Raw genomic sequence first — 20,868 nt, 5'->3', positions numbered from 1 at the left:
TGGCTTCTGGGCTGGGGAATCGAAAGGCGAGGGGCGGCGACCGCTTCGTTGCGAGGCGGGCAGCGCCCATCGTCATGTAACGAAGCGCCGCAGCCGCTGCGAGAGGAGATCGGTCAGGACCACCGTCGCGACGATGATGATCAGGATGGCCGCCGATTGCGGATAATAGAAGCCGCGCACCGATTCGAACAGCACCTGGCCGATGCCGCCGGCCCCGATGACGCCAAGGACTGTCGCGGCGCGGACGTTGGATTCGAAGCGGTAGAGCGAATAGGAGATCCACAGCGGCAGCACCTGCGGGATGACGCCGAACACCACTTCCTGCAGCTTCGACGCGCCGGTGGCGCGGATGCCTTCCACCGGCCGCGGGTCGATCGCCTCGACGGCTTCGGAGAACAGCTTGGCGAGGATGCCGGTGGTGTGGATGAACAGCGCCATCACGCCGGCAAAGGGGCCGAGGCCGACGGCGACGACGAACAGCACCGCCCAGACGATCTCGTGGATGGCGCGGAAGAAATCCATCAGCCGGCGGGCGGGCTGGAGGATGTACCAGGGCACCATGTTGTGCGCCGAGAGGATGCCGAAGGGGATCGCCAGCAGCACCGACAGGACGGTGCCCCAGAGCGCGATCTGGACCGTCACCACCATCTCCGTCGCGTAATAGCGCCAGTCGGTGAAATCGGGATTGGCGAAGCCGCTGGCGTATTCCGCCATGTTGTCGGCATCGGTGAAGAGATAGGTCCAGCGGCCCATTTCGGCCGGCGCCCAGCTCCAGATCAGGCCGAGGGCGAGACCGCCCCAGATCACCGCGTTCCAGACGCTGCGGGACCAGTCGCGGCCGGCATTGAGGTCGGGCACGGCGGGGCGGGTAACGGAAAGCGCGTCGTTCGTCATGGCGGCATCCTGCGGGTCGAAACGGACCGGCCGGCCCCTGTCAGGGCGCCGGCCGGGTGGACGAGAACCAGTCGGCGGCAGGCAGGGCGCCCGCCGCCTTTGGGTCGATGTCAGCTCTGCTCTGCGCTCTTGATCTTGGCTTCGTAGCCGGCCTTTTCGGCTTCGAGCTTCGCGATCTCGGCTTTCTTCTCTTCGTCGGTCTTGCCGGTGTCGGCCTCGATTTGCGCGATCGACTTCGACAGCTCCATCACCCGGATCGGCAGCAGCTGGTCGTTGGTGCTTTCGCGGAACGGCGCCCATTCGAGACCGGCCAGGACTTCCTTCTCGGCGGCCACGTCACCGTCCGACTGGTCGGTGCCGTAGGTCAGGAAGAAGGTCTTGATCTTGTCCTTGGTTTCCTGCGGCAGGTTGGTCGACCAGACCATCGGATCCGACGGGATCAGGGGCGACTTCCAGATGATCTTCATCTTGGCGAAGGCATCCGGGTTGTTCTTCTCGATCAGCGCCAGGTTCTCGGTGTTGTTCGCGGCCGCATCGACCTGGCCGTTGGCGACGGCCATGGCGTTGGTCTCGTGATTGGCGTTGGTGACGTTCTTGAAGCATTCCTTCGGGTCGACGCCGTTGGCAGCGAAGACGAAGGTCATCGGCACGAGATAGCCCGAGGTCGAGTTCGGGTCACCGAGGCCGAAATCCAGCGACTGGTCGCAGGTGAGCAGGTCTTCGACGCTGGTGAGCGCGGAATCGGCCGGCGCGAGGACCAGCGACCAGTAGCCCGGGCTGCCGTCGAGGGCGACGGTCTGGGCGAAGATCTCGCCGTTCGCCCGGTCGACCGCTTCCATCGCCGACTTGTTGCCGTACCAGGCGAGCTGCACCTTGTCGAAGCGCATGCCCTCGATGACGCCGGCATAGTCGGAGGCGAAGAACGGCTTCACGTCGAGGCCGGTCTTCTCTTCCATGGCGGCCAGGAACGGCTCCCATTTCGGCCGCAGGTTCTGCTGGCTCTCGGTGGAGATGATCCCGAATGCGAGTTCGGTCGGCGCGGCGTCCTGGGCGAGGGCCGCGGACGACAGGCCGGCCGCCAGCGCGGCAGCCGCAAGGCTCTTGAGGATGGTCTTCATGGGGGTGTTTCCCTGTTGATGGTGTTTCAGGTCTGCTGTCACGCCGGAGCGAGTTCCGGTGTGGTGACCGACAGTTTCTTGGGCGCCGCGACGCGCCGGTCGTCGACCGGCAGCGCATCGGGCAGCACGAGCTCTTCCGAGTCGGAGCCGTAGAGCTCGGTGAGGAAGGCGTTGGTGAGGGCGCTGGACGGGCCGTCATAGACGATCTCGCCGTCCCTGAGCGCGATGGTCCGCGGGCAGTAGCGGCGGGCGTATTCGACCTGGTGCAGCGACACGACCGCGGTGATCTTGTCGGTGCGGTTGATGTCGGCGAGCGCGTCCATCACCCGCCTTGCCGAGGCCGGGTCGAGCGAGGCGATCGGCTCGTCGGCGAGCAGCACGCGGGACTTCTGGACGAGGCAGCGGGCGATCGCGGCGCGCTGCTGCTGACCGCCGGAAAGCGTCGAGGCGCGCTGCCAGGCGACGTCCGGAATGCCGACCCGGGCGAGGGCGGCGCGGGCCGCCATCCGCTCGGCCCGGGTGAACAGGCCGAGCGTGCCGCGCCAGCGTGGGATCCGGCCGAGATTGCCGAGCAGCACGTTGGTGATCACCGGCAGGCGGGAGACCAGGTTGAACTGCTGGAAGATCACGCCGATCTCGCGCCGCATGACGCGGGCGCCGTTGCCGATCCGGCCGCCGGTCTGGATCGTCTCGCCGAACAGCTGGATCTGCGAATGGCTGTTCTGGTCGGCGCGCTCCAGTCCGGCGATATGCCGGATGAGCGTCGACTTGCCGGAACCGGACGCCCCGATCAGCGCGACCATCTCGCCCTCTTCGATCGTCAGGCTGACCTTGTCGAGGGCCTGTTTGCGGCCGAAGCGCTTGGAGAGATCGCGGATCACGATGGCAGTCATTCTGTATCCCGTAGGGCTCGTTGACGGGGTCTTCCTAGGCCTGCTGCATGTGAGCCCGATGACGCGCCGGTGACCGTTCGGTGACGGTCGAACCACTTGGCGGCGCAGCCTTTTCCGACTTAGCCGCCGTGCCTGTCGAGGAAGGCTTCGGCGTCCAGCTGGCGGAAGTCGTCGAGGGCCGCGCGCAGCCTCTCGTGCGGCCAGTCCCACCAGGCGAGCGCGTCCATCCGGGCGCCGATCTCCGCGGCAAATCGGGGCCGGATCGGCCGGGCCGGCACACCGCCGACGATCGTGTAGGGCGCGACGTCCTTGGAGACCACCGCCCCGGCTCCGATCACCGCGCCGTTGCCGATCGTCACGCCCGGCAGGACGGTGACACCGTGGCCGATCCAGACGTCGTGGCCGATGGTCACGGTGCGGGCCCTGCGGGCGGCGAAGAACGGCGCCTCGTCCTCGGCGTCGTCGAAATAGTCGCCGGCGCGGTAGGTGAAGTGGTGCAGCGTCGCGCGCTCGACGGGATGGTTGGTGGCATTCAGTCGGACGCTGGCGGCGATGTTGACGAACTTGCCGATCACCGTTCCCCAGACGCCGCAATCGCGCATCATGTAGGAATAGTCGCCGATCACCGTCTCGGCGACGCGGCAGCGCTCGTCGATCTCGACATAGCGGCCGATCGTCGTCGTCTCGACGATGGCGGTCTCGTGGATCAGCGGCGTGTGTTTAGACAGGCGCGCCATCACGCCGCCGCCCGGGCCGAGAATGTTGAGACGTCGACGATCCGCGTCGCGATCCGGTCGCGCACCTCGCCGTCGTGGAAGATGCCGAGAATGGCGGTCCCTTCGGCCTTCTTGGCCTCGATCATGGCGCAGACGACGTCGCGGTTCTCGGCGTCCAGCGAGGAGGTCGGCTCGTCGAGCAGCAGCAGCGGATGGTCGGTGATGAAGCCGCGCGCGATGTTCACCCGCTGCTTCTCGCCGCCGGAAAACGTCGCCGGCGGCAGCTCGAACAGGGCTTCCGGCAGGTTGAGGCGGGTCAGCAGTTCCTTCGCCCGCGCCCGCGCCGCCTCGACCGATGTGCCGCGCGAGACCAGCGGCTCGGCCACCACGTCGATCGCCGGCACGCGCGGAATCGCCCGCAGGAACTGGCTGACATAGGCGATGGCATCACGGCGGAGCGCGATGATCTCGCGCGGGTCGCCGCTGGCGAGATCCGCCTCGTGGCCGCTCTTTGGATCGCGGATCAGGATCTGCCCGCCATCGACGGCGTAGTTGCCGTAGACCATGCGCAGGATCGAGGACTTGCCGACGCCGGACGGGCCGCCGAGGACGACGCATTCGCCGGGGCCGACCGTGAAGGCGGCACCGGCGACCACCGGCAGGCGCAGCCCGCCGCGCAGATGCATGGTGAAAGTCTTGGCGACGCCCTGCACCGTCAGGATCGGTTGGGATTGGTCGGACATGGCTCAGCTTTCCGGGATCGAGGCGACGAGGAGCTGCGTATAGGCGTGGTGCGGGTCGTCGAGGACGCGGTCGGTCAGGCCGTGCTCGATGATCCGCCCCGCCTTCATCACGATCATGCGCTGCGACAAAAGACGGGCGACCGCGAGGTCGTGGGTGACGATCACCACCGACAGGCCCATTTCCGACACCAGCGTGCGGATCAGGTCGAGCAGCCGCGCCTGCACCGAGACGTCGAGCCCGCCGGTCGGCTCGTCCATGAAGACGAGGCGCGGGCGGGTGACGAGGTTGCGGGCGATCTGCAGGCGCTGGCGCATGCCGCCGGAAAACGCTACCGGCTGGTCGTCGATCCGGTCGGCGGCGATCTCGACGCGGCCGAGCCAGTCGGTCGCCGTCGCGCGGATCTCGCCGTAGTTGCGGTCGCCGACCGCCATCAGCCGCTCGCCGACATTTGCCCCGGCCGAGACGCGCATCCTGAGGCCGTCGCTCGCATGCTGGTGGACGAAGCCCCAGTCGGTGCGCATCAACAGCCGCCGCTCGGCCTCGCCGAGGCTGGCGAGGTCGCGCATCGTGCCGTCGCGCATGGCGTAGGAGATCGTCCCGGACGTCGGCGCGAGGCGCGTCGAGATGCAGTTCAGGAGCGTCGTCTTGCCGGACCCGGACTCGCCGACGATGGCGACGACCTCGCCCGGCCAGACGTCGAACGACACGTCCTCGCACCCGACGCGCGCGCCGTAGGTCTTGGTGATGTCCCGGACGGAGAGGAGGGGCCCTGCGTCGGCGGGGATTGATTGGCTCATGGGACAAGCTCGCAGATGACTTCGGGGACAGCGCCCTGTCGCTCGCCTTTCGCAGGCGTCGCCGATAGTGTCGACGAATGGTCGAGGGGCCGCTTTTCGAATGGGATGATCGCAAGGCGGCCGAGAACGTCGCCCGCGGCCGGCCGCCCTTCGAAGACGTGCTCCGCTTCGATTTCACCTCGGCGATGATTGCCGACGATGGGCGCTGGGACTACGGCGAACGGCGTATACAGGCCATTGGCATGATCGATGGCCGTGCCCATTTCCTGGTCTATACTGAACGCAACGACCGTCGCAGGTTCATATCGCTCCGAAAGGCGAACAAGAGGGAGATTAGTCTCTATGAGCGTTACACGCAGATCGGCGATCGCTGACCATTCGCCCAGCCCCGAGAAGTGGGAAGCGGCGCGGGCTGCGGTGAAGCGGGCCTTGGCGGAAATGACGCCGGAAGAGGACGCCGCCATCACGGCGGACGCGTTATCCGATCCAGATTGCCCGCCGCTTCCTGAGGATACCGTCCTGATACCGTGGGTCGAATACGAAGCGCGTCGACTGGGCAGGACACGGGTCGCCGTCGACGACGATCTCGTCGCCAGGTTCCGGAAGACCGGAGATGGTTGGGAGGAGCGTCTCAACGACGCGCTTCGGGCCGTCGCGCCAGCGAAATAACGGAGCTCGAGCCTTTCGGCACCCGTCCTCATCGCGTCGCCTCCGGCCCGCCATCCCCGACATGCCCCGCCTCGCGGCGGGTTTCGCACCAGTCGGTGTCGGAGCAGACGAACATCCGGCCACCTTTGTCGTCGGTGACGACCTCGTCGAGATAGACGTTCTCCGCCCCGCACAGCGCGCAGGGCCTGTCGAAGGTCTGGACCGCGAAGGGATGGTCCTCGAAGTCGAGGCTGACCACGTCGGTGAAGGGCGGCAGCGCGTAGATGCGCTTCTCGCGGCCGGCGCCGAAAAGCTGGAGGGCCGGTGAGCGATGCAGCTTCGGGTTGTCAAATTTCGGGATCGGCGAGGGGTCCATGACGTAGCGCCCCTCGACCTTCACCGGATAGGCATAGGTCGTCGCGATGTGGCCGTGCCGGGCGATGTCCTCGTAGAGCTTGACGTGCATCAGCCCGTATTCCTCCAGCGCGTGCATCACCCGTGTCTCGGTCTCGCGCGGCTCGAGGAAGCGCAAGGGTTCGGGGATCGGCACCTGGAAGACCAGCGTCTGGCCGGCGGTCAGCGGCGTTTCCGGCATGCGATGCCGGGTCTGGATGATCGTCGCATCGACGGTCTTCGTGGTCGTCGCCACCCTGGCGGTCTTCTCGAAGAAGGCGCGGATCGACACGGCGTTGGTGGTGTCGTCGGCGCCCTGGTCGATGACCTTGAGCACGTCGGCCGGCCCGATGATCGCCGCCGTCACCTGCACGCCGCCGGTACCCCAGCCATAGGGCATCGGCATCTCGCGCGAGGCAAAAGGGACCTGGTAGCCGGGGATGGCGATCGCCTTCAGGAGGGCCCGGCGGATCATCCGCTTGGTCTGCTCGTCGAGATAGGCGAAGTTGTAGGTCGGAAGCGCCGCCGTCATCGTGCCGGGCCTTCTGCTGGAATGGAGAGCGCGGAAAGCCGCGAAGGGGAAAGGCGATGGGAGCCGGCTGGCTGGCACTCGGCAAACTGGCCGCCATCCTCGGCGGCCTGGCGGTCGCCTGGTACCTGCTGAGCCGTAGGGACCGCTGAGGCGAAGCGGGCACTCATTCCGCCGCGTCCTTCAGCTCATCGCCCGCTTCGGTTGCCGCAGCATGCTCGCGCCGCAGGCGGCGGACGAGGTCGAGCTCGGCCTGGAAGTCGACGTAATGCGGCAGCTTCAGGTGCTCGACGAAGCCCGTTGCCTGGACGTTGTCGGAATGGGCCATGACGAATTCCTCGTCCTGCGCCGGGGCGTTGCGCTCCTCGCCGAACTCGTCCGCCCTGAGCGCCCGGTCGACGAGGCTCATCGCCATCGCCTTGCGCTCCGACTGGCCGAAGACGAGGCCGTAGCCGCGGGTGAACTGCGGCGGCTCCTCGGCCGAACCCTTGAACTGGTTGACCATCTGGCACTCGGTCAGCCGCACCCGGCCGATGGTGACGGGAAAGCCCACTTCCGGCATCTCGATCTCGACATCGACGAAGCCGATGCGGATCTCGCCGACGAACGGATGCGAGCGGCCGAAGCCGCGCTGGGTCGAATAGGCGAGCGACAGCAGGAAACCCTCGTCGCCGCGCGACAGCGCCTGCAGCCGGAGGTCCCTTCCGGCGGGAAATTCCAGCGGCTCGCGGGTGAGGTCGCCCGGCTCGCTGGTCTCGGCGGCGGCATCGGGCTCGATCAGCCCGTCCTCGCCGAGAATGTCGGTGACCCGCGCGCAGCGCTCGCCCGGCCAGTCGCGCCGGGCCCCGGCCTCGACCGGCTCGTCGCCGGCCATCGCCGGATCGATCAGCCGGTGCGTGTAGTCGAAGGTCGGCCCCAGCAGCTGGCCGCCCGGCAGGTCCTTGTAGGTCGCCGAGACGCGGCGCTCGATCCGCATCGCGCCGGTGTCGACCGGCACGGAGTAGCCGAAGCGCGGCAGCGTCGTGCGATAGGCGCGGATCAGGAAGATCGCCTCGATCAGATCGCCGCGCGCCTGGCGCACGGCCATCGCCGCGAGCTCGGGGTCGTAGAGCGAGCCCTCGGCCATCGCCCGGTCGACGGCCAGCGCCAGCTGACCGGCGATCTGCTCCAGCGTCAGCGCCGGGACATTGCGGTCGCCGCGGCGACGATCGGCGAGCAGGCGGTGGGCGGCGCCGATGGCGGCCTCGCCTCCCTTGACGGCGACATACATCTCAGCGCTCCGCGATCTGTGTGGTGCGCGGCAGGCCGAGTGCCTCGGCGCCGGCAACGAGCAGCACGTCGATGCCGCAGGGATAGAGGCCGCGATTGTCGGCCCAGTCGGAAAGGAAGCTCGCCGGCAGCCCCCGCGGGCTGGCGAAGGCTTCGGTCTCGATGCCGGGACCGGTGAGAAGCAGCGTCGGGCCGCCGCGCAGGTCCGGCAGGCAGAGGATCAGCGTTGCCGAGCGGTCGGGGAAGTCGGCCGTGCCGACGGCGAAGCGCGACAGCGACGGCAGCGCGGATGGCTCGCAGATCAGCGCGAAGGACGCCGCCGCGGGATCGGCAACGATCGCCGCGCCGGTATGGAAGATCAGCCAATCGGCGATGCCGGTAGCCTTCGCCGCGTCGTCGAGCCAGACCGGCGTGTCGTAATCGGCCAGTGCTGCCAGGAAGGCGCCGGCCGCCGGCGGTACCGGTGCCGGGGGCTGGGCAAGACCTGCGAGGTCGACGATGGTGCCGGGTCGGGCGAACGCGCCCATGATCGCGGAAAACGCCGCCTGGGCGTCGAACACCGGGTCGGCGAAACCGCCTTCGAGGGGAGCCATCGTGTCGGCCATCAATCGTCTCCCCGGACCATGGTGAAGAAGTCGACTCGGGTCGCTTCCGTCTCCTCGGCGGAGTGCCGGTCGGCCTCCGCCTGCTTCGCCAAGGCCGGCTCGACGACCTCGGCCTCGATCGCGTCCCGCCAGTCGTCGCGCTGCCAGCCGGCATCGAGCTGGGCGGCAAGCCGGGCGTGGTCGGTGTCGCGGCCGAGCACCATCGCGTGGCCGACCTCGCCTGAGGCGAGGCGGACGCTGGCTCTCGTCACGCTGGCCTCGCCGAGATTGAACGGCGCGCCGCCGCCGCCGATCCGGCCGCGCAGCATCACAAGCCCGGCTTCGGGCCCGCGCAGGCTGGTGGCCGCCGTCTCGCCGGCTATGGCGTCCCAGGCGGCCGCCAGCGTCGGCGCGTCGCTGGCGGCGAAGGCGCCCATGGCGCGGCGGCGGGCGGTCGGGTCGGACGGATGGCCGGGAGCGGCTGACATGAAGGCTTCGTTCCTATTAGTCTATTGGAGTAGACAACTAGATCTGCTCGATGATAGATACACAAGCGACGATGACGTGACAATGACGATCGTGCGTCGGACAGACGGGGCAGGGGCAGAATCATGGACGACACGGCCGATGGCATCGCGCGCTGGCGCAAGGTCGCCGACGAAATCCGCGCGATGATCGGCGCCGCCGGGGCGGGCGCGCCCGACAGGCTGCCGGTCGAGACCGAGCTGGCGGCCCGCTTCGGCGTCAACCGCCATACGGTGCGGAGGGCGATCGCGGCGCTGGCGGCCGAAGGGCTGCTGCGCCCGGAGCGCGGGCGCGGCACCTTCGTCGAGCGCCGGCCCGACCGGATCGTCTATCCCGTCGGCGCCCGCACGCGGTTTACCGAGAACATCTCGCAGAATGCCCGCCAGGCGGCGGGCCGGCTCATCGGCTCCGGCCGGGAGAGCGCCGATCGCCACATCGCCAACCAGCTGCAGCTTGCGCCGGGCGCGGCGCTCGTCCGGCTCGAAAGCCTCAACGTCGCCGACGGCGTGCCGCTGTCGGTTGGCACCAGCTGGTTTCCGGCCGATCGCTTCCCGCGCATCGTTGCCGCCTATGCCGAGACCGGGTCGATCACGAAGGCGCTCGCCGCCCACGGCGTCGCGGACTACGCCCGCCGCAGCACCAGGATCACCGCCGAGCGTGTCGCGCACGACGACGCCGAGCACCTCGGCTGCGCTTCGGACGCGATCGTCATCGTGTCGGAGTCGGCGAACTACGATGCCGACGGCGTGCCGATCCAGTTCTCCCGCAGCCGCTTCCTCGCCGACCGGGTGGAGCTCGTCTTCGACAGCTGAGCGCGGCCTCATCGGCCGACCGGCCCTCGAGGCTGCTGTGAGCACGATCATCGACCGGCCTACTGGAACCGGGCGCGCAGCCGGTCGGTGAAATATTCCATCACCAGCACGATCGCGAAGATGGCGAGGATGATCGCCGAGGCGTTGCGGTACTGGAAGAGATCGAAGGCGACCTTCAGCTCCTGGCCGATGCCGCCGGCGCCGACGAGGCCCAGCACCACCGAGGAGCGGACGCCCTTCTCCAGCGCGAACAGCGAGCTGTTGATCAGCGTCGGCATGATGCTCGGCAGCGTCGCGCCGAACAGCACGCTCACCTGGGATGCGCCGATCGCCCGCAGGGCCTCCTGCGGCTTCTTGTCGGCCTCCTCCATCGCTTCGGCGAAGAACCGGCCGCAGAAGCCGACCGTATCGACGACGATGGTCATCGTGCCGGCAACGGCGCCGAGGCCGACGGTCGACACGAAGATCAGCGCCCACACGAGATCCGGTATGGTGCGGAACAGCGAGACGAGCGCCCGCGGCAGTTGCCGAAAGGCGCCGAGCGGCGAGATGCCGCGCGCCGCCAGCCAGGCGATCGGCAGGCTGATGACGACGCCGATCACCGTGCCGACGAGCGCGATCTGCAGCGTCTCGAGAATGCGCCAGCCCATGCGCTGGAGGAATGACGGCTCGAGATTGGGCGGCAGCATCCGGCCGATCAGCTCGATCATCTGCGGCGCCCCGGCGGCCAGCCGCTCGGGCGACGGCGCGACTTCGCCGAGCGAGACCAGGAACACCGCTGCGAAGGCGACGAGCAGGGTGAAGGTGATCGGCGAGATCGACGGCAGACGCGAGGGCACGCGTGACGGAGCGGGCGCTTCAGCCATGGAAGACGTCTTCCATCTGCTGCCGGTCGACCATCGGGGTCGGCAGGTCGAAATGCACCCGGCCGGCCTTCAGCGCGATGATCCGGTCGGAGTAGTTCAACGCGTGCTCCATGTCGTGCGTCGTGTACACCAGCGTGATGCCGTGCTCGGCGGCGAGGTCGGAGAAGATCGTCATGATCTCCCGCCCGACCGCCGGGTCGAGGCTGGCGGCGGGTTCGTCGGCAATCAGCAGCTTCGGCTTGCGGATCAGCGCCCGCGCGATGGCGATGCGCTGGGCCTGGCCGCCGGAAAGCTGGTCGGCGCGGGACGATGCCTTGTCGGCGAGGCGCACTTCGGCGAGCACCGCCATCGCCTCCTCGCGCCAGTCCTCGCGGGCCAGCGAATGGTGCCAGGCGCGCCAGCCGCCGGGCAGGCCGAGCTTGCCCTGGATGACGTTGGTCAGCACGGACTGGCGCCCGACCAGGCCGTGGTGCTGGAAGACGAAGCCTATCTGCCGCCGCAGGCGCTGCAGCTGCGCTCCGCTCGGCGCCGACCGGAAGGTCTCGCCCAGCGTCATGATCTCGCCGTCGCTGAGCGGCAGCAGGCCGACCAGGCATTTCAGCAGCGTCGACTTGCCGGCGCCGTTCGACCCGATCAGCGCGACGCGCTGATCGGTCTTGATGTCGATCTTCAGTCCGGCGAAGACAGGTTTCCCGTTCGCATAGGACTTGCCGAGATCGCGGGTGCTGATGATGGTCGAGGACGGCAGGCCGTTAATCGCCTGCAGGACCTCTGCTGGCGGTGTGGGGACGGGCGGCCGGAACCGCCCTCCCGTCGCAGGGGTCTGGGTCAGCGCCACGCTCATTCGACGAAGGCGGTGAAGGTGTCGACGCCGATCGTGCGGTACATCGAGCGCACGTAGTCGTATTCGCTGTCGTCGATGTCGGTGAGGAACGTGCCGCCCTTGAACTTCTGGTTGTCCTCGCCCTGCAGCACGGCGCCCATCAGCTCGTTGCCCTTTTCGAGAAAGGCGTCGCGGATCGTCTCGAAGGTCTCTTCCGGAATGTCCTTGCGGGCGACGAGAATGTCGTTCGGCAGGTCGCGGCCACGGGCGACGACGGCGAAGGCCTGATCGGGGAAGGCTTCGCGGATCGAGTTGAGGTGGCCGAAATTTAGCCCCATCGCGGCGATGTCGCCGCGGATAAGCGCTTCGGCCGCGACGTTGCGCGAGATGATCACCGCCTCGTAGTCCTCGCCATAGACGATGCCCTGGTCGGCGAGTGCCTGTGCGGGTCCGAGATGCTGCGAGGTCGAGCCGACCGAGCCGAAGGCGATCTTCTTGCCGTTCAGGTCCTCGATGGTGCGGATGGGCCCGTCGGCGAGGACGGCGATCTGGGCGAAATAGTCCGGACGCTGCCAGGCGACAACGATCCGCGGATCGCTGAGTTCCTTCATCACCACGTATTCGGCCGGGCCGGTCAGGACCAGCTCGACCTGTCCGGCGTTCAGCGCCTCGACGGCCGCGGTGCGCGAGCTGACGGCGATGAGCTCGATGTCGAGGCCGGTCTCGGCTTCGAGGGCTTCCTGGAAGCCGCCGAATTCCTGCTGCAGGGCCTCAAGACCCTCGATGTCGGTGACGGCGAAGCGGACCGGCTCGGCATAGGCCGAGACCGTCGTGGCCACCGTGGCGGCGAGGGCGAAAACCAGGGAACGAAGCATTTTGGCGGTCCTTCTGTATAGACAGGAGATTGGGTTCGGGGGTACCTGTATAGACAGCAGATGACGCGTCGATGACACGCGAGGACAGGGCGACGACGATGAGCTGGGTGATCGAGAACGGGCGGGCGCTGGTGGATGGCGACTGGAGCGAACGGCCCTTGCACGTCGAGGGCGCGCACATCGCGGACACGGCCGGGCGGCCGCGGCGCCTGGACGCAAGCGGCCTGCTGGTCCTGCCCGGCATCATCGACATCCACGGCGACGCCTTCGAGCGGCAGATCATGCCGCGGCCGGGGGTGCGCTTCGATGTCGGCCTGGCGCTGCGCGATACCGACCGGCAGCTGGTCGCCAACGGCATCACCACGACGTTCCATGGCGTGACGATTTCCTGGGAGCCGGGGCTGCGCTCGCTCGAGGCGGCGCGCAGCTTCATCGCGTCGCTCTACGCGCTGCGCCCGCGCCTCAGCTGCGACACGCGCCTGCATCTGCGCTGGGAGACCTTCGCGCTCGACGCAGTGGCCGAGGTGACCGAATGGCTGTCGCTCGAGCCGTCGCCGATCCTCGCCTTCAACGACCACACGACGGGCTCTGTGCTGAAGGGGACGATCGCCCGCAAGATCGGCCAGATGGCCGAGCGCTCCGGCCTTTCCCGCGAGGACTACATGGCGCTGCTCGACGCGGTCTGGGCGCGGCGGGACGAGGTGCCCGCCGCCATTGCGGAACTGGCGGCGTCTGCGCGGGCAGGCGGCAACGTGCTGCTCGCCCACGACGAATCATCGCCCGAGGAGCGCGCCCGCTTCCGGGCGCTCGGCGCGCGCTCCTGCGAGTTTCCGCTGAACGTCGAGACGGCCGCGGCCGCCCGCGCCGGCGGCGAGGACGTCATCCTCGGCGCGCCGAACGTCGTGCGCGGCGGCAGCCACAATGGCGCGATGGACGCCCGCACCGCAGTCGAAGCCGGCCACTGCACGGTCCTGACCAGCGACTACCACTATCCATCGCCGCTGCATGCGGCGTTTGCCCTGGCCGATGGCGACCCTGCCGCGCTGGCCCGCTACTGGTCGCTGGTCTCGGCCAATGCGGCGCGGGCGGCCGGCCTGCCGGATCGCGGCAGCCTGGCAACGGGGAAGCGTGCGGACCTGATCCTGGTGGATATGTCCGACCGGCATCACCCGCAGGTCGTTGCGACGATGGTCGCCGGGCGTATCGTCCATGCACGCCGGGCGCTGGGCGAATCGCCCGTCGCGGCGCCGTCGGTGGCGGCGCCGGCACTGGCGGTGGGGTGAGGACATGAGCAGCAACGTCTCGCGCATCGCCGACACGCCGGATTTCGGCGGACTGGTGTTCCGGCCGCGCAGCGATGCGCCGATCTGGCAGCAGATCCACGACCACGTGCTGGCGCTGATCGAGGACGGACGGCTCCTTCCGGGCAGCCAGCTGCCCGGCGAGGTGCATCTGGCCGAGATGTTCGGCGTCACGCGCATCACGCTGCGCCAGGCGCTGCTGCAATTGCAGCAGGAGGGGCACCTGACCTCGCGCAAGGGCGTCGGCGTGTTCGTGCGCAGCCCGCCATCGGCGCTGTCGGTGCGCGACGGCAGCCGCTTCTTCGACAGCCTGCGCGCCGACGGCAAGCTGGTCGAGACCCATACGCTGGTGCTGGAGGAGGATTTCGCGGATGCGGCGGCGGCGGCGCAGCTGCATCTGCCGGTCGGCGCGCCGGTCATCCGCCTGTGCCGGGTGCGCGCCGCCGACGGGCAGCCGATCCACGCCAGCACCAAGATCCTGCCGGCGAGGCTGCTGCCGGACTTCGCCGCGGTCTATGCCAGGCGGCAATCGGTCACCGACGTCTTCGTCGCGCATGGCATCGGCAAGTATCGCCGCATCGAGACGCGGATCAGCGGCGGTTTCGCCACCGTCGAGGAAGCCAGCCAGCTGGCGCTGACGCCCAGCACGCCGGTCTTCCGCACCAGCTCCGTCAATGGCGACGCGGCAGGCAACCGGATCGAATGGAGCACCGGCTGCTGGCTGCTGACGTCCGTCGACTTCGTCTTCGACGCCCCGCATCCGCGATGAGGACCGGCTCCTGCGGAACAACCGTGCCAGCAGTCATCGCGTCGCGGCCTGGGCCGCAACGATGGTCAGCGCATCAGAAGCGGTCGAAGCTCGTCGGGTCGATGCCGAGCGCCTTGAGCGAACGCGGGTCGGGACGGCGACCCGCCTCGACGGCGGCCGCGCAGCGGTTCGAATGGACCAGCAGGCTGGCGAAACCGCGGATCTGGCCGGCGACCCTGCTGGTGAAACTTGTGGACTGGGACATGGAACTCTCCTCGAGTGATGCCCTCAATATCGCGATGCAGCATGGCGATCGGTAGAGACGAAAACAGCTGGCTTCCATGCGGCGACGGAATAGCTCGGCGCCGTTCTTGACCCCCGTGCCCGCAAGGGCCTACCGCTAGGAGCGAGCCGCGCCGGCAAGGAGCTTGAAGTTCATGCCATCGCAGACCTGCCCACAGTCGGCCCCGCGCGGCTGGAACGAGACCCGGAGACCTTCATGACCGTGCAGCCGAATTCGATCGAGGCCCGCGACATCGCGTACCACCTCCACTCCTACACCAATGCCCGCCAGCACGAGGCGACGGGTCCGATCATCATCGACAAGGGCGAGGGGGTGTTCGTCACGGACACCGACGGCAACCGCTACATCGAGGCGATGGCCGGGCTCTGGTCGGTGGCGGTCGGCTTCGGCGAGAAGCGCCTCGTCGATGCGGCAAGCCGGCAGATGGCGCAGCTCAACTATTACCACACGTTCAGCCACAAATCGCATGGGCCCGCGATCGAGCTCGCCGAGCGGCTGGTCGCGATGGCGCCGGTACCGATGTCGAAGGCCTACTTCACCAATTCCGGCTCCGAAGCCAACGACACGATGATCAAGCTGGTGCGCTACCGCTCCAACGCGCTCGGCCTGCCGCAGAAGAAGAAGATCATCAGCCGCATCCGTGGCTATCACGGCGTCACGCTGGCCTCGGCCAGCCTCACCGGCCTTCCCAACAACCACCGCGCCTTCGACCTGCCGATGGAGGGCATCTTCCACACGACCTGCCCGCATTACTGGCGCGAGGGCCGTGACGGCGAGAGCGAGGAGGCCTTCGCCACCCGCTGCGCCGAGGATCTGGAAGCGCTGATCCAGGCCGAAGGCCCGGACACGATCGCCGCCTTCATCGGCGAGCCGGTGATGGGCGCGGGCGGCGTCGTCGTGCCGCCGGCGACCTACTGGGAGAAGATCCAGGCGGTGCTGAAGCGGCACGACATCCTGCTCGTCGCCGACGAGGTGATCTGCGGGTTCGGCCGCACCGGTCAGATGTTCGGCAGCCAGACCTACAATATCGAGCCCGACATCATGACGCTGTCGAAGGCGCTGTCCTCGTCCTACCTGCCGATCTCGGCGCTGCTGATCAACGACCGCGTCTACCAGCCGGTGGCCGACCAGTCGTCGGAGATCGGCACGTTCGGCCACGGCTACACCGCCTCCGGCCATCCGGTGGCGGCCGCCGTGGCGATGGAAAATCTCGACATCATCGAGGAGCGCGGCCTTGTCGCTCGCGCCGCCGAGATGGGCGAGCTGATGCAGGCGGGCTTGCGCACCCTCGAAGACCACCCGCTGGTCGGCGAAGTGCGCGGCGTCGGCCTCATCGCCGCGGTCGAGCTGGTCACCGACAAGGCCGCCAAGACCGCGCTGGAGAAGCCCGGCGCGCTCGGCGCCCATGCCTTCGCCATCCTGCAGAAGAACGGCATCATCTCCCGGCCGATCGGCGACGCGCTCGCCTACTGCCCGCCGCTGATCATTGAGAAGGCGCATATCGACCTGATCGTCGAGACCACCCGCAAGAGCCTCGACGAGCTGCACGCAACGCTGTGATACGGAGCGCCGACGGGGACGTCAGTCCTCGTCGGCGGCCATCTGGCTGAGCACCTGGCCGCGGCCGCGGGCACGCATGACGAGCGGCACGACCAGCGCGAGCAGCGCCAGCGTCAGCAGGATGATCGTCAGCGGCGAGCCGACCAAGACGCTCGGATCGCCCTGGCTGATCGCCAGCGCCCGGCGCAGTTGCTGCTCGGCCAGCGGCCCGAGGATCAGCCCCACCACCACCGGCGCGATCGGATAGCCGAAGCGGCGCAGCATGTAGCCGAGCAGGCCGAAGCCGAGCAGCATGCCGAGCTCGATCGGCGAGGGGTTGGCGCCGATCGTGCCGAGCGTCGCGAAGACCAGGATGCCGGCATAGAGCCACGGCCGCGGGATCGTCAGCAGCCGGACCCAGAGGCCGACCAGCGGCAGGTTCAGCACCAGCAGCATCAGATTGGCGACGAGCAGGCTGGCGATCAGCCCCCAGACCAGTTCCGGCCGCGTCGCGAACAGCAGCGGTCCCGGCTGCAGGCCGAATTGCTGGAAGCCGGCGAGCATGATCGCCGCGGTCGCGGTCGTCGGCAGGCCGAGCGTCAAGAGCGGCACGAGCGTGCCGGCGGCCGAGGCGTTGTTGGCGGCTTCCGGCCCGGCGACGCCCTCGATGGCGCCGTGGCCGAATTCTTCCGGGTGCTTCGATAGCTGCTTTTCGGTGGCATAGGACAGGAACGTGCCGATCTCGGCGCCGCCCGCCGGCATCGCGCCGATCGGAAAGCCGATCGCCGTGCCGCGCAGCCACGGCTTCCACGAGCGCTGCCAGTCGGCCTTCGTCATCCAAACCGAGCCGCGGATCGCCTCGACCTTTTCCTGCAGGCGCTGCGAGGAGGCGGCGACGGTCAGCGTCTCGCCGATGGCGAACAGCGCGACGGCCAGCGTGGTCACCTCGATGCCGTCATAGAGGTCGGGAACGCCGAAGCTTAAGCGCGCCTGCCCGGTCTGCAAATCGATGCCGACGAGGCCGAGCGCCAGGCCGATGCCCAGCGCGGTGAGGCCGCGCAGTGTGGAATCGCCGAAGGCTGCCGAGACCGTGACAAAGGCCAGCACCATCAGGGCGAAATACTCGGCCGGACCGAAGGACAGCGCGAAGCGCACGATCACCGGCGCGATCAGCGCGAGGCCCATCGTGGCGATCAGGCCGGCGACGAAGGAGCCGATGGCCGCCGTCGCCAGCGCCGGACCGCCCCTGCCGGCGCGGGCCATCTTGTTGCCCTCCAGCGCGGTGACGATCGAGGCGCTCTCGCCGGGCGTGTTAAGGAGGATCGAGGTGGTCGAGCCGCCATACATGCCGCCGTAATAGATGCCGGCGAACATGATCAGCGAGCCGGCCGCGTCGAGCTGGTAGGTCACCGGCAGCAGCAGCGCGACGGTGAGCGCCGGGCCGATGCCGGGCAGCACGCCCACCGCGGTGCCGAGCGTGACGCCGATCAGCGCGTACATCAGGTTGGTGGGCTCGAGGGCGGTGAGGATGCCCTGGCCGAGAAGCACGAACGTGTCCATGGCGATTCCTGCCGGCCCTCAGCCGAAAAGTCGCTCCAGCACGCCTGCCGGCAGCGAGAGCTTGAGAAGCTTGGTGAACATGAGCCAGAGCGCCAGCGACAGGAGGATGCCGATCGGGATGGTCTTCCAGAAGGCGCCCCGCCCGAAGGCCTTGGCGGTCGCGGCAAAGAGCAGGCCGGTGGCGATGGAGAACCCGACGACATTCAGGAGCAGCAGCTGCGCCGTCAGCCCGCCGACGATCCAGACGATCGGGCCGACCGCGTCATGCTCGCGTTCGGGAAAGCCGCCGCGCAGCGCGCTGGCGATCGTCCAGATCGAGAGGACGCCGAGAAAGGCCGCGATGGCGTAGGGAAATGCCTTCGGGCCAATCTGCGTATAGGCGCCGCCGGTGACCAGCAGCGTGTTCCAGAAGATCACCAAGGCGAGCGCCAGCAGCGCGATGCCGATGGCGACCGCCGCCCAGTCTGGGCGGCGGCGGCTGGTCCCGGAGGACGGGACGTTCTCGCTCATTCCTGGACGAGGCCGATGGTCTTGAGGATGGCGCGGGTCGTCTCGACGTCCGTCGCCAGCTGCGCGGTGAAGGCGTCGCCGGAGAGATAGGTATCTTCCCAGCCGTTGCGCTCCAGCGCTTCCTGCCACTGTTCGGACTTCACCATCTTCTCGATGTCGGCGGTGATCTGCGCCTTCTGTTCGTCGGTGATGTCCGGCGCGGCCGCGACCATGCGCCAGTTCTGGATCACCACGTCGATGCCCGAGCTCTTCAGCGTCGGCGCGTCGATGCCCTCGATCGGCTCTTCGCTGGTCATCGCCAGGAGACGCAGCGTGCCGGCGGCGATCTGCGACTCGAACTCGCCGTAGCCGGAAATGCCGGCCGCGACCTGCTGGCCGAGAATGGCCGCCAGCGCCTCGCCGCCGCCGGAGAAGGCGATGTAGTTGATCAGCTTTGGGTCGACGCCGGATGCTTCCGCCAGCAGGCCCGCGGCGATGTGGTCGGTGCCGCCGGCCGAACCGCCGGCGATCGCCACGGCGCCGGGATCGGCCTTCATCGCGGCGACGAGGTCGTCGATGGTCTGGAAGTCCGAGGCGGCCGGCACGACGATCGCCTCGTATTCGCCGGTGAGGCGGGCGATCGGGGTGACGTCGTCGAGCGAATAGGGCGCGTTGTTGGTCAGGATCGCGCCGACCATGACGTAGCCGCCGACGATCAGCGCCGAGGCATCGCCGCTGTTCTGCGAGATGAACTGCGCCAGGCCGATCGTGCCGCCGGCGCCGGGAACGTTGACGACCTGCACGTCGCCGGCGACGCCGGCTTCCTGCATCGCGGTCTGCATGGTGCGGGCGGTCTGGTCCCAGCCGCCGCCGGGCGCCGCCGGCGCGATGATCGTGTAGCTTTCGGTCTGGGCGAGGGCGCCCGTCGCGGTGATGCCGGCGATCAGCGCGGCACCGAGCAAGCGTTTCAGCATGGTCTTTCCTCCCAAGGTGGTCCGCCCGGCTCGGCCTGTCGGACCACCCCGCGCCCGCGTCCCAACGCGTCGGCGAGGCAGGCCCCTGATGACAGGCGCCGACGGATCCTGCACAGGATGCGTAACGCCAGAAACGCGCAAGTTGCAAGCGGCTCGATGGGGAGGGCGCGCTGGTTCGCGGCAACTGACGTTGCCTTCTCAGATCTCCTCCACGCTGCGAACCATGAACAGGGACGCGAAAGACAGGAGGCCGAAAAGAGCAATCGTATTGCCGAGTCCCAAACCCGAGTTCACCAGCCCTGCCAGCGGCGGAGCGACCACATTGCCCAGTGCGTAGACCATGAGAACGGCGGTGAAGCCGGTCGTCGCGATGTCCGGAAACAGGCGCTCGCTCCAGAACGAGTAGGTCGCACTGAGCGCCATGAGGCAAATGCCTTGCAGAGCGGCGGAGACGATGGCGCCCACCCAGCTATGCGGCAGATAAGCCAGCAGCAGTAAAGAGACGCCCGAACTGGCGAACAGTCCTAGAAGCAAGGCACGCAGGCCCACCTTCTTCTCGACGTCGCCCGTGAGGAGGCCCAAAGAGCCAGCCAGTCCGAAAGCCAGGAAAAGAACCGGGCCGGTCAGATTGCTGGAGAGACCGGCGAGCCCGCCCGCCTCGGTGACGTGTTCGATCCAATAGGAAAGATAGGTGCCATTCGTTGCGCCGAAGGAGAACGCAAAGCCGTAGAGCGGAACGGCCGCGCGAGTGCTGACGCGTCTCAGAACCTTGCGCAGGTCGACGGGACTCGGGCGGTCGAAGCCATCACGCTTCGACAGGAGGATGATCGGGGCGATGACGGCGCATAGCCCTATGGGCGCGAAAGCCCACCAGGCCATCCGCCAGGACTGCCCGAGGGCGGCGACGCCAAGAGCCAGCAGCCCAGCGGCAACGATGCCGAATGTTGTTCCCGTGCTGACGATCGACAGGACGCGCTTCTCGTAGCGATCTGCCACGGCATGTTCAGCCATCGCGTTGAAGGGGGTCCAGGCGAACCCCGCGCTTCCAGAGGCCATGGCAACGCCGAGGCTCATGACAATCAGGTCGGAGGAATAGGCCGTAAGGGCGAACCCCATCGTGGCAACGCATCCTCCGAGGAGAACCGGCAATCTCGGCCCGAACCGGGAGGTCAGCCAACCGGTCAGGAAGAGCGCGAGAAAGAAGGACGCAAATGCAAAACTCGCGATACCGCCAGCCACGCCCGCGCCGAACGAGAACTCTTCCCTTAACTGCGGAAGGAATAGACCGTAGGCCATGCGCCCGGGCCCGAAGGCCACGGCTGTCGCTATGAAACCGACGATCGCAATTCGATTTCGAACAATCACTACAGCGGCCTCATCTTGGGGACCGGTGAAGAAGGCTGGCAGCGAAAATGCGTTCCGTGCCGCATCTGAAACAGAACTGGTTTCTTCCGTTTCAGGCAATTC

The 20,868-nt window shown here is 68.1% G+C and carries 24 protein-coding genes; 6 read left to right on the top strand and 18 right to left on the bottom strand.

The window, feature by feature from the left end; translation table 11 throughout:
* Window positions 1–72: 72 nt before the first annotated feature.
* The 6 genes from phnE (GTW51_RS17780) to phnK all read right to left on the bottom strand — a co-directional run bounded on the left by phnE (GTW51_RS17780) (window position 73) and on the right by phnK (window position 5,162).
* Window positions 73–894, bottom strand: coding sequence for a phosphonate ABC transporter, permease protein PhnE (gene phnE / locus GTW51_RS17780; protein ID WP_163045408.1), 822 nt, complete (start codon window positions 892–894; stop codon window positions 73–75).
* Between the two features lie 110 nt (window positions 895–1,004).
* Window positions 1,005–2,012: a phosphonate ABC transporter substrate-binding protein gene (gene phnD, locus GTW51_RS17775; RefSeq protein WP_163045407.1), complete on the bottom strand. Its 1,008-nt coding sequence runs from the start codon at window positions 2,010–2,012 to the stop codon at window positions 1,005–1,007.
* A gap of 38 nt (window positions 2,013–2,050) precedes the next feature.
* Window positions 2,051–2,905, bottom strand: a complete 855-nt coding sequence (phnC, locus tag GTW51_RS17770; protein ID WP_163045406.1) for a phosphonate ABC transporter ATP-binding protein — start codon at window positions 2,903–2,905, stop codon at window positions 2,051–2,053.
* Window positions 2,906–3,024: 119 nt separating this feature from the next.
* Entirely contained in the window at window positions 3,025–3,642 is a 618-nt protein-coding gene (locus tag GTW51_RS17765; RefSeq protein ID WP_163045405.1) for a DapH/DapD/GlmU-related protein, read from the bottom strand.
* Entirely contained in the window at window positions 3,642–4,364 is a 723-nt protein-coding gene (gene phnL, locus GTW51_RS17760; RefSeq protein ID WP_163045404.1) for a phosphonate C-P lyase system protein PhnL, read from the bottom strand. Before phnL ends, GTW51_RS17765 begins: the two co-directional genes overlap by 1 nt.
* 3 nt (window positions 4,365–4,367) lie before the next feature.
* Window positions 4,368–5,162, bottom strand: coding sequence for a phosphonate C-P lyase system protein PhnK (phnK, locus tag GTW51_RS17755; protein WP_163045403.1), 795 nt, complete (start codon window positions 5,160–5,162; stop codon window positions 4,368–4,370).
* A 77-nt stretch (window positions 5,163–5,239) separates the two neighbouring features.
* Between phnK and GTW51_RS17750 the strand changes: the two genes are divergently transcribed.
* Window positions 5,240–5,536, top strand: coding sequence for a BrnT family toxin (locus tag GTW51_RS17750; RefSeq protein ID WP_163045402.1), 297 nt, complete (start codon window positions 5,240–5,242; stop codon window positions 5,534–5,536).
* A gap of 64 nt (window positions 5,537–5,600) precedes the next feature.
* Entirely contained in the window at window positions 5,601–5,831 is a 231-nt protein-coding gene (locus GTW51_RS17745; RefSeq protein WP_163045447.1) for a BrnA antitoxin family protein, read from the top strand.
* Window positions 5,832–5,859: 28 nt separating this feature from the next.
* Here the strand turns inward: GTW51_RS17745 and GTW51_RS17740 are convergent, their stop codons facing one another.
* The 4 genes from GTW51_RS17740 to phnG form a co-directional block, all read right to left on the bottom strand.
* Window positions 5,860–6,735, bottom strand: a complete 876-nt coding sequence (locus GTW51_RS17740; protein WP_163045401.1) for an alpha-D-ribose 1-methylphosphonate 5-phosphate C-P-lyase PhnJ — start codon at window positions 6,733–6,735, stop codon at window positions 5,860–5,862.
* A 163-nt stretch (window positions 6,736–6,898) separates the two neighbouring features.
* Entirely contained in the window at window positions 6,899–8,002 is a 1,104-nt protein-coding gene (locus GTW51_RS17735; RefSeq protein ID WP_163045400.1) for a carbon-phosphorus lyase complex subunit, read from the bottom strand.
* Between the two features lies 1 nt (window position 8,003).
* Window positions 8,004–8,606 carry a phosphonate C-P lyase system protein PhnH gene (gene phnH / locus GTW51_RS17730; protein WP_163045399.1) on the bottom strand — a complete coding sequence of 201 codons (603 nt, stop codon included), beginning with the start codon at window positions 8,604–8,606 and terminating at the stop codon, window positions 8,004–8,006.
* The gene (gene phnG, locus GTW51_RS17725) at window positions 8,606–9,073 is read right to left on the bottom strand and encodes a phosphonate C-P lyase system protein PhnG (protein WP_163045398.1); all 468 of its coding nucleotides are present in this window, start codon (window positions 9,071–9,073) and stop codon (window positions 8,606–8,608) included. Before phnG ends, phnH begins: the two co-directional genes overlap by 1 nt.
* Window positions 9,074–9,196: 123 nt before the next feature.
* On the opposite strand from phnG, the gene phnF (GTW51_RS17720) reads away from it, so the two are divergent.
* Window positions 9,197–9,922, top strand: coding sequence for a phosphonate metabolism transcriptional regulator PhnF (phnF, locus tag GTW51_RS17720; protein WP_163045397.1), 726 nt, complete (start codon window positions 9,197–9,199; stop codon window positions 9,920–9,922).
* Between the two features lie 59 nt (window positions 9,923–9,981).
* Here the strand turns inward: phnF (GTW51_RS17720) and phnE (GTW51_RS17715) are convergent, their stop codons facing one another.
* The 3 genes from phnE (GTW51_RS17715) to GTW51_RS17705 are packed head-to-tail and all read right to left on the bottom strand — an operon-like array spanning window position 9,982 to window position 12,486.
* Window positions 9,982–10,788 carry a phosphonate ABC transporter, permease protein PhnE gene (phnE, locus tag GTW51_RS17715; protein ID WP_163045396.1) on the bottom strand — a complete coding sequence of 269 codons (807 nt, stop codon included), beginning with the start codon at window positions 10,786–10,788 and terminating at the stop codon, window positions 9,982–9,984.
* Window positions 10,781–11,626 carry a phosphonate ABC transporter ATP-binding protein gene (locus GTW51_RS17710; RefSeq protein WP_343034051.1) on the bottom strand — a complete coding sequence of 282 codons (846 nt, stop codon included), beginning with the start codon at window positions 11,624–11,626 and terminating at the stop codon, window positions 10,781–10,783. Before GTW51_RS17710 ends, phnE (GTW51_RS17715) begins: the two co-directional genes overlap by 8 nt.
* Window positions 11,627–11,628: 2 nt before the next feature.
* Entirely contained in the window at window positions 11,629–12,486 is an 858-nt protein-coding gene (locus tag GTW51_RS17705) for a PhnD/SsuA/transferrin family substrate-binding protein (protein WP_163045394.1), read from the bottom strand.
* A gap of 71 nt (window positions 12,487–12,557) precedes the next feature.
* Here GTW51_RS17705 and GTW51_RS17700 point away from each other — a divergent pair, with 71 nt between their 5' ends.
* Both GTW51_RS17700 and phnF (GTW51_RS17695) read left to right on the top strand, forming a co-directional pair.
* Complete coding sequence (locus tag GTW51_RS17700) at window positions 12,558–13,769, top strand: alpha-D-ribose 1-methylphosphonate 5-triphosphate diphosphatase (protein ID WP_246233247.1); 1,212 nt, start codon at window positions 12,558–12,560, stop codon at window positions 13,767–13,769.
* Window positions 13,770–13,773: 4 nt separating this feature from the next.
* Window positions 13,774–14,556 (top strand): phosphonate metabolism transcriptional regulator PhnF, encoded by a 783-nt coding sequence (gene phnF / locus GTW51_RS17695; protein ID WP_246233246.1) that lies wholly within the window; start codon window positions 13,774–13,776, stop codon window positions 14,554–14,556.
* A 73-nt stretch (window positions 14,557–14,629) separates the two neighbouring features.
* On the opposite strand, the gene GTW51_RS23600 is transcribed toward phnF (GTW51_RS17695), so the two are convergent.
* Entirely contained in the window at window positions 14,630–14,800 is a 171-nt protein-coding gene (locus tag GTW51_RS23600; RefSeq protein ID WP_203566158.1) for a hypothetical protein, read from the bottom strand.
* Between the two features lie 234 nt (window positions 14,801–15,034).
* On the opposite strand from GTW51_RS23600, the gene GTW51_RS17690 reads away from it, so the two are divergent.
* Entirely contained in the window at window positions 15,035–16,399 is a 1,365-nt protein-coding gene (locus GTW51_RS17690; RefSeq protein WP_163045392.1) for an aspartate aminotransferase family protein, read from the top strand.
* Between the two features lie 21 nt (window positions 16,400–16,420).
* Here the strand turns inward: GTW51_RS17690 and GTW51_RS17685 are convergent, their stop codons facing one another.
* The 4 genes from GTW51_RS17685 to GTW51_RS17670 all read right to left on the bottom strand — a co-directional run bounded on the left by GTW51_RS17685 (window position 16,421) and on the right by GTW51_RS17670 (window position 20,865).
* Window positions 16,421–17,938, bottom strand: a complete 1,518-nt coding sequence (locus tag GTW51_RS17685; RefSeq protein ID WP_163045391.1) for a tripartite tricarboxylate transporter permease — start codon at window positions 17,936–17,938, stop codon at window positions 16,421–16,423.
* A gap of 18 nt (window positions 17,939–17,956) precedes the next feature.
* Window positions 17,957–18,448 carry a tripartite tricarboxylate transporter TctB family protein gene (locus GTW51_RS17680; RefSeq protein WP_163045390.1) on the bottom strand — a complete coding sequence of 164 codons (492 nt, stop codon included), beginning with the start codon at window positions 18,446–18,448 and terminating at the stop codon, window positions 17,957–17,959.
* Window positions 18,445–19,398 (bottom strand): Bug family tripartite tricarboxylate transporter substrate binding protein, encoded by a 954-nt coding sequence (locus tag GTW51_RS17675; RefSeq protein ID WP_425483278.1) that lies wholly within the window; start codon window positions 19,396–19,398, stop codon window positions 18,445–18,447. Before GTW51_RS17675 ends, GTW51_RS17680 begins: the two co-directional genes overlap by 4 nt.
* 201 nt (window positions 19,399–19,599) lie before the next feature.
* Entirely contained in the window at window positions 19,600–20,865 is a 1,266-nt protein-coding gene (locus GTW51_RS17670) for an MFS transporter (RefSeq protein ID WP_163045388.1), read from the bottom strand.
* Between the last annotated feature and the right edge of the window lie 3 nt (window positions 20,866–20,868).

The organism is Aurantimonas aggregata, from assembly GCF_010500835.1.
Taxonomy (GTDB): domain Bacteria; phylum Pseudomonadota; class Alphaproteobacteria; order Rhizobiales; family Rhizobiaceae; genus Aurantimonas; species Aurantimonas aggregata.
Note: the sequence above shows the minus strand (reverse complement) of the source record. Positions and strands in the feature narration are given on the sequence as shown.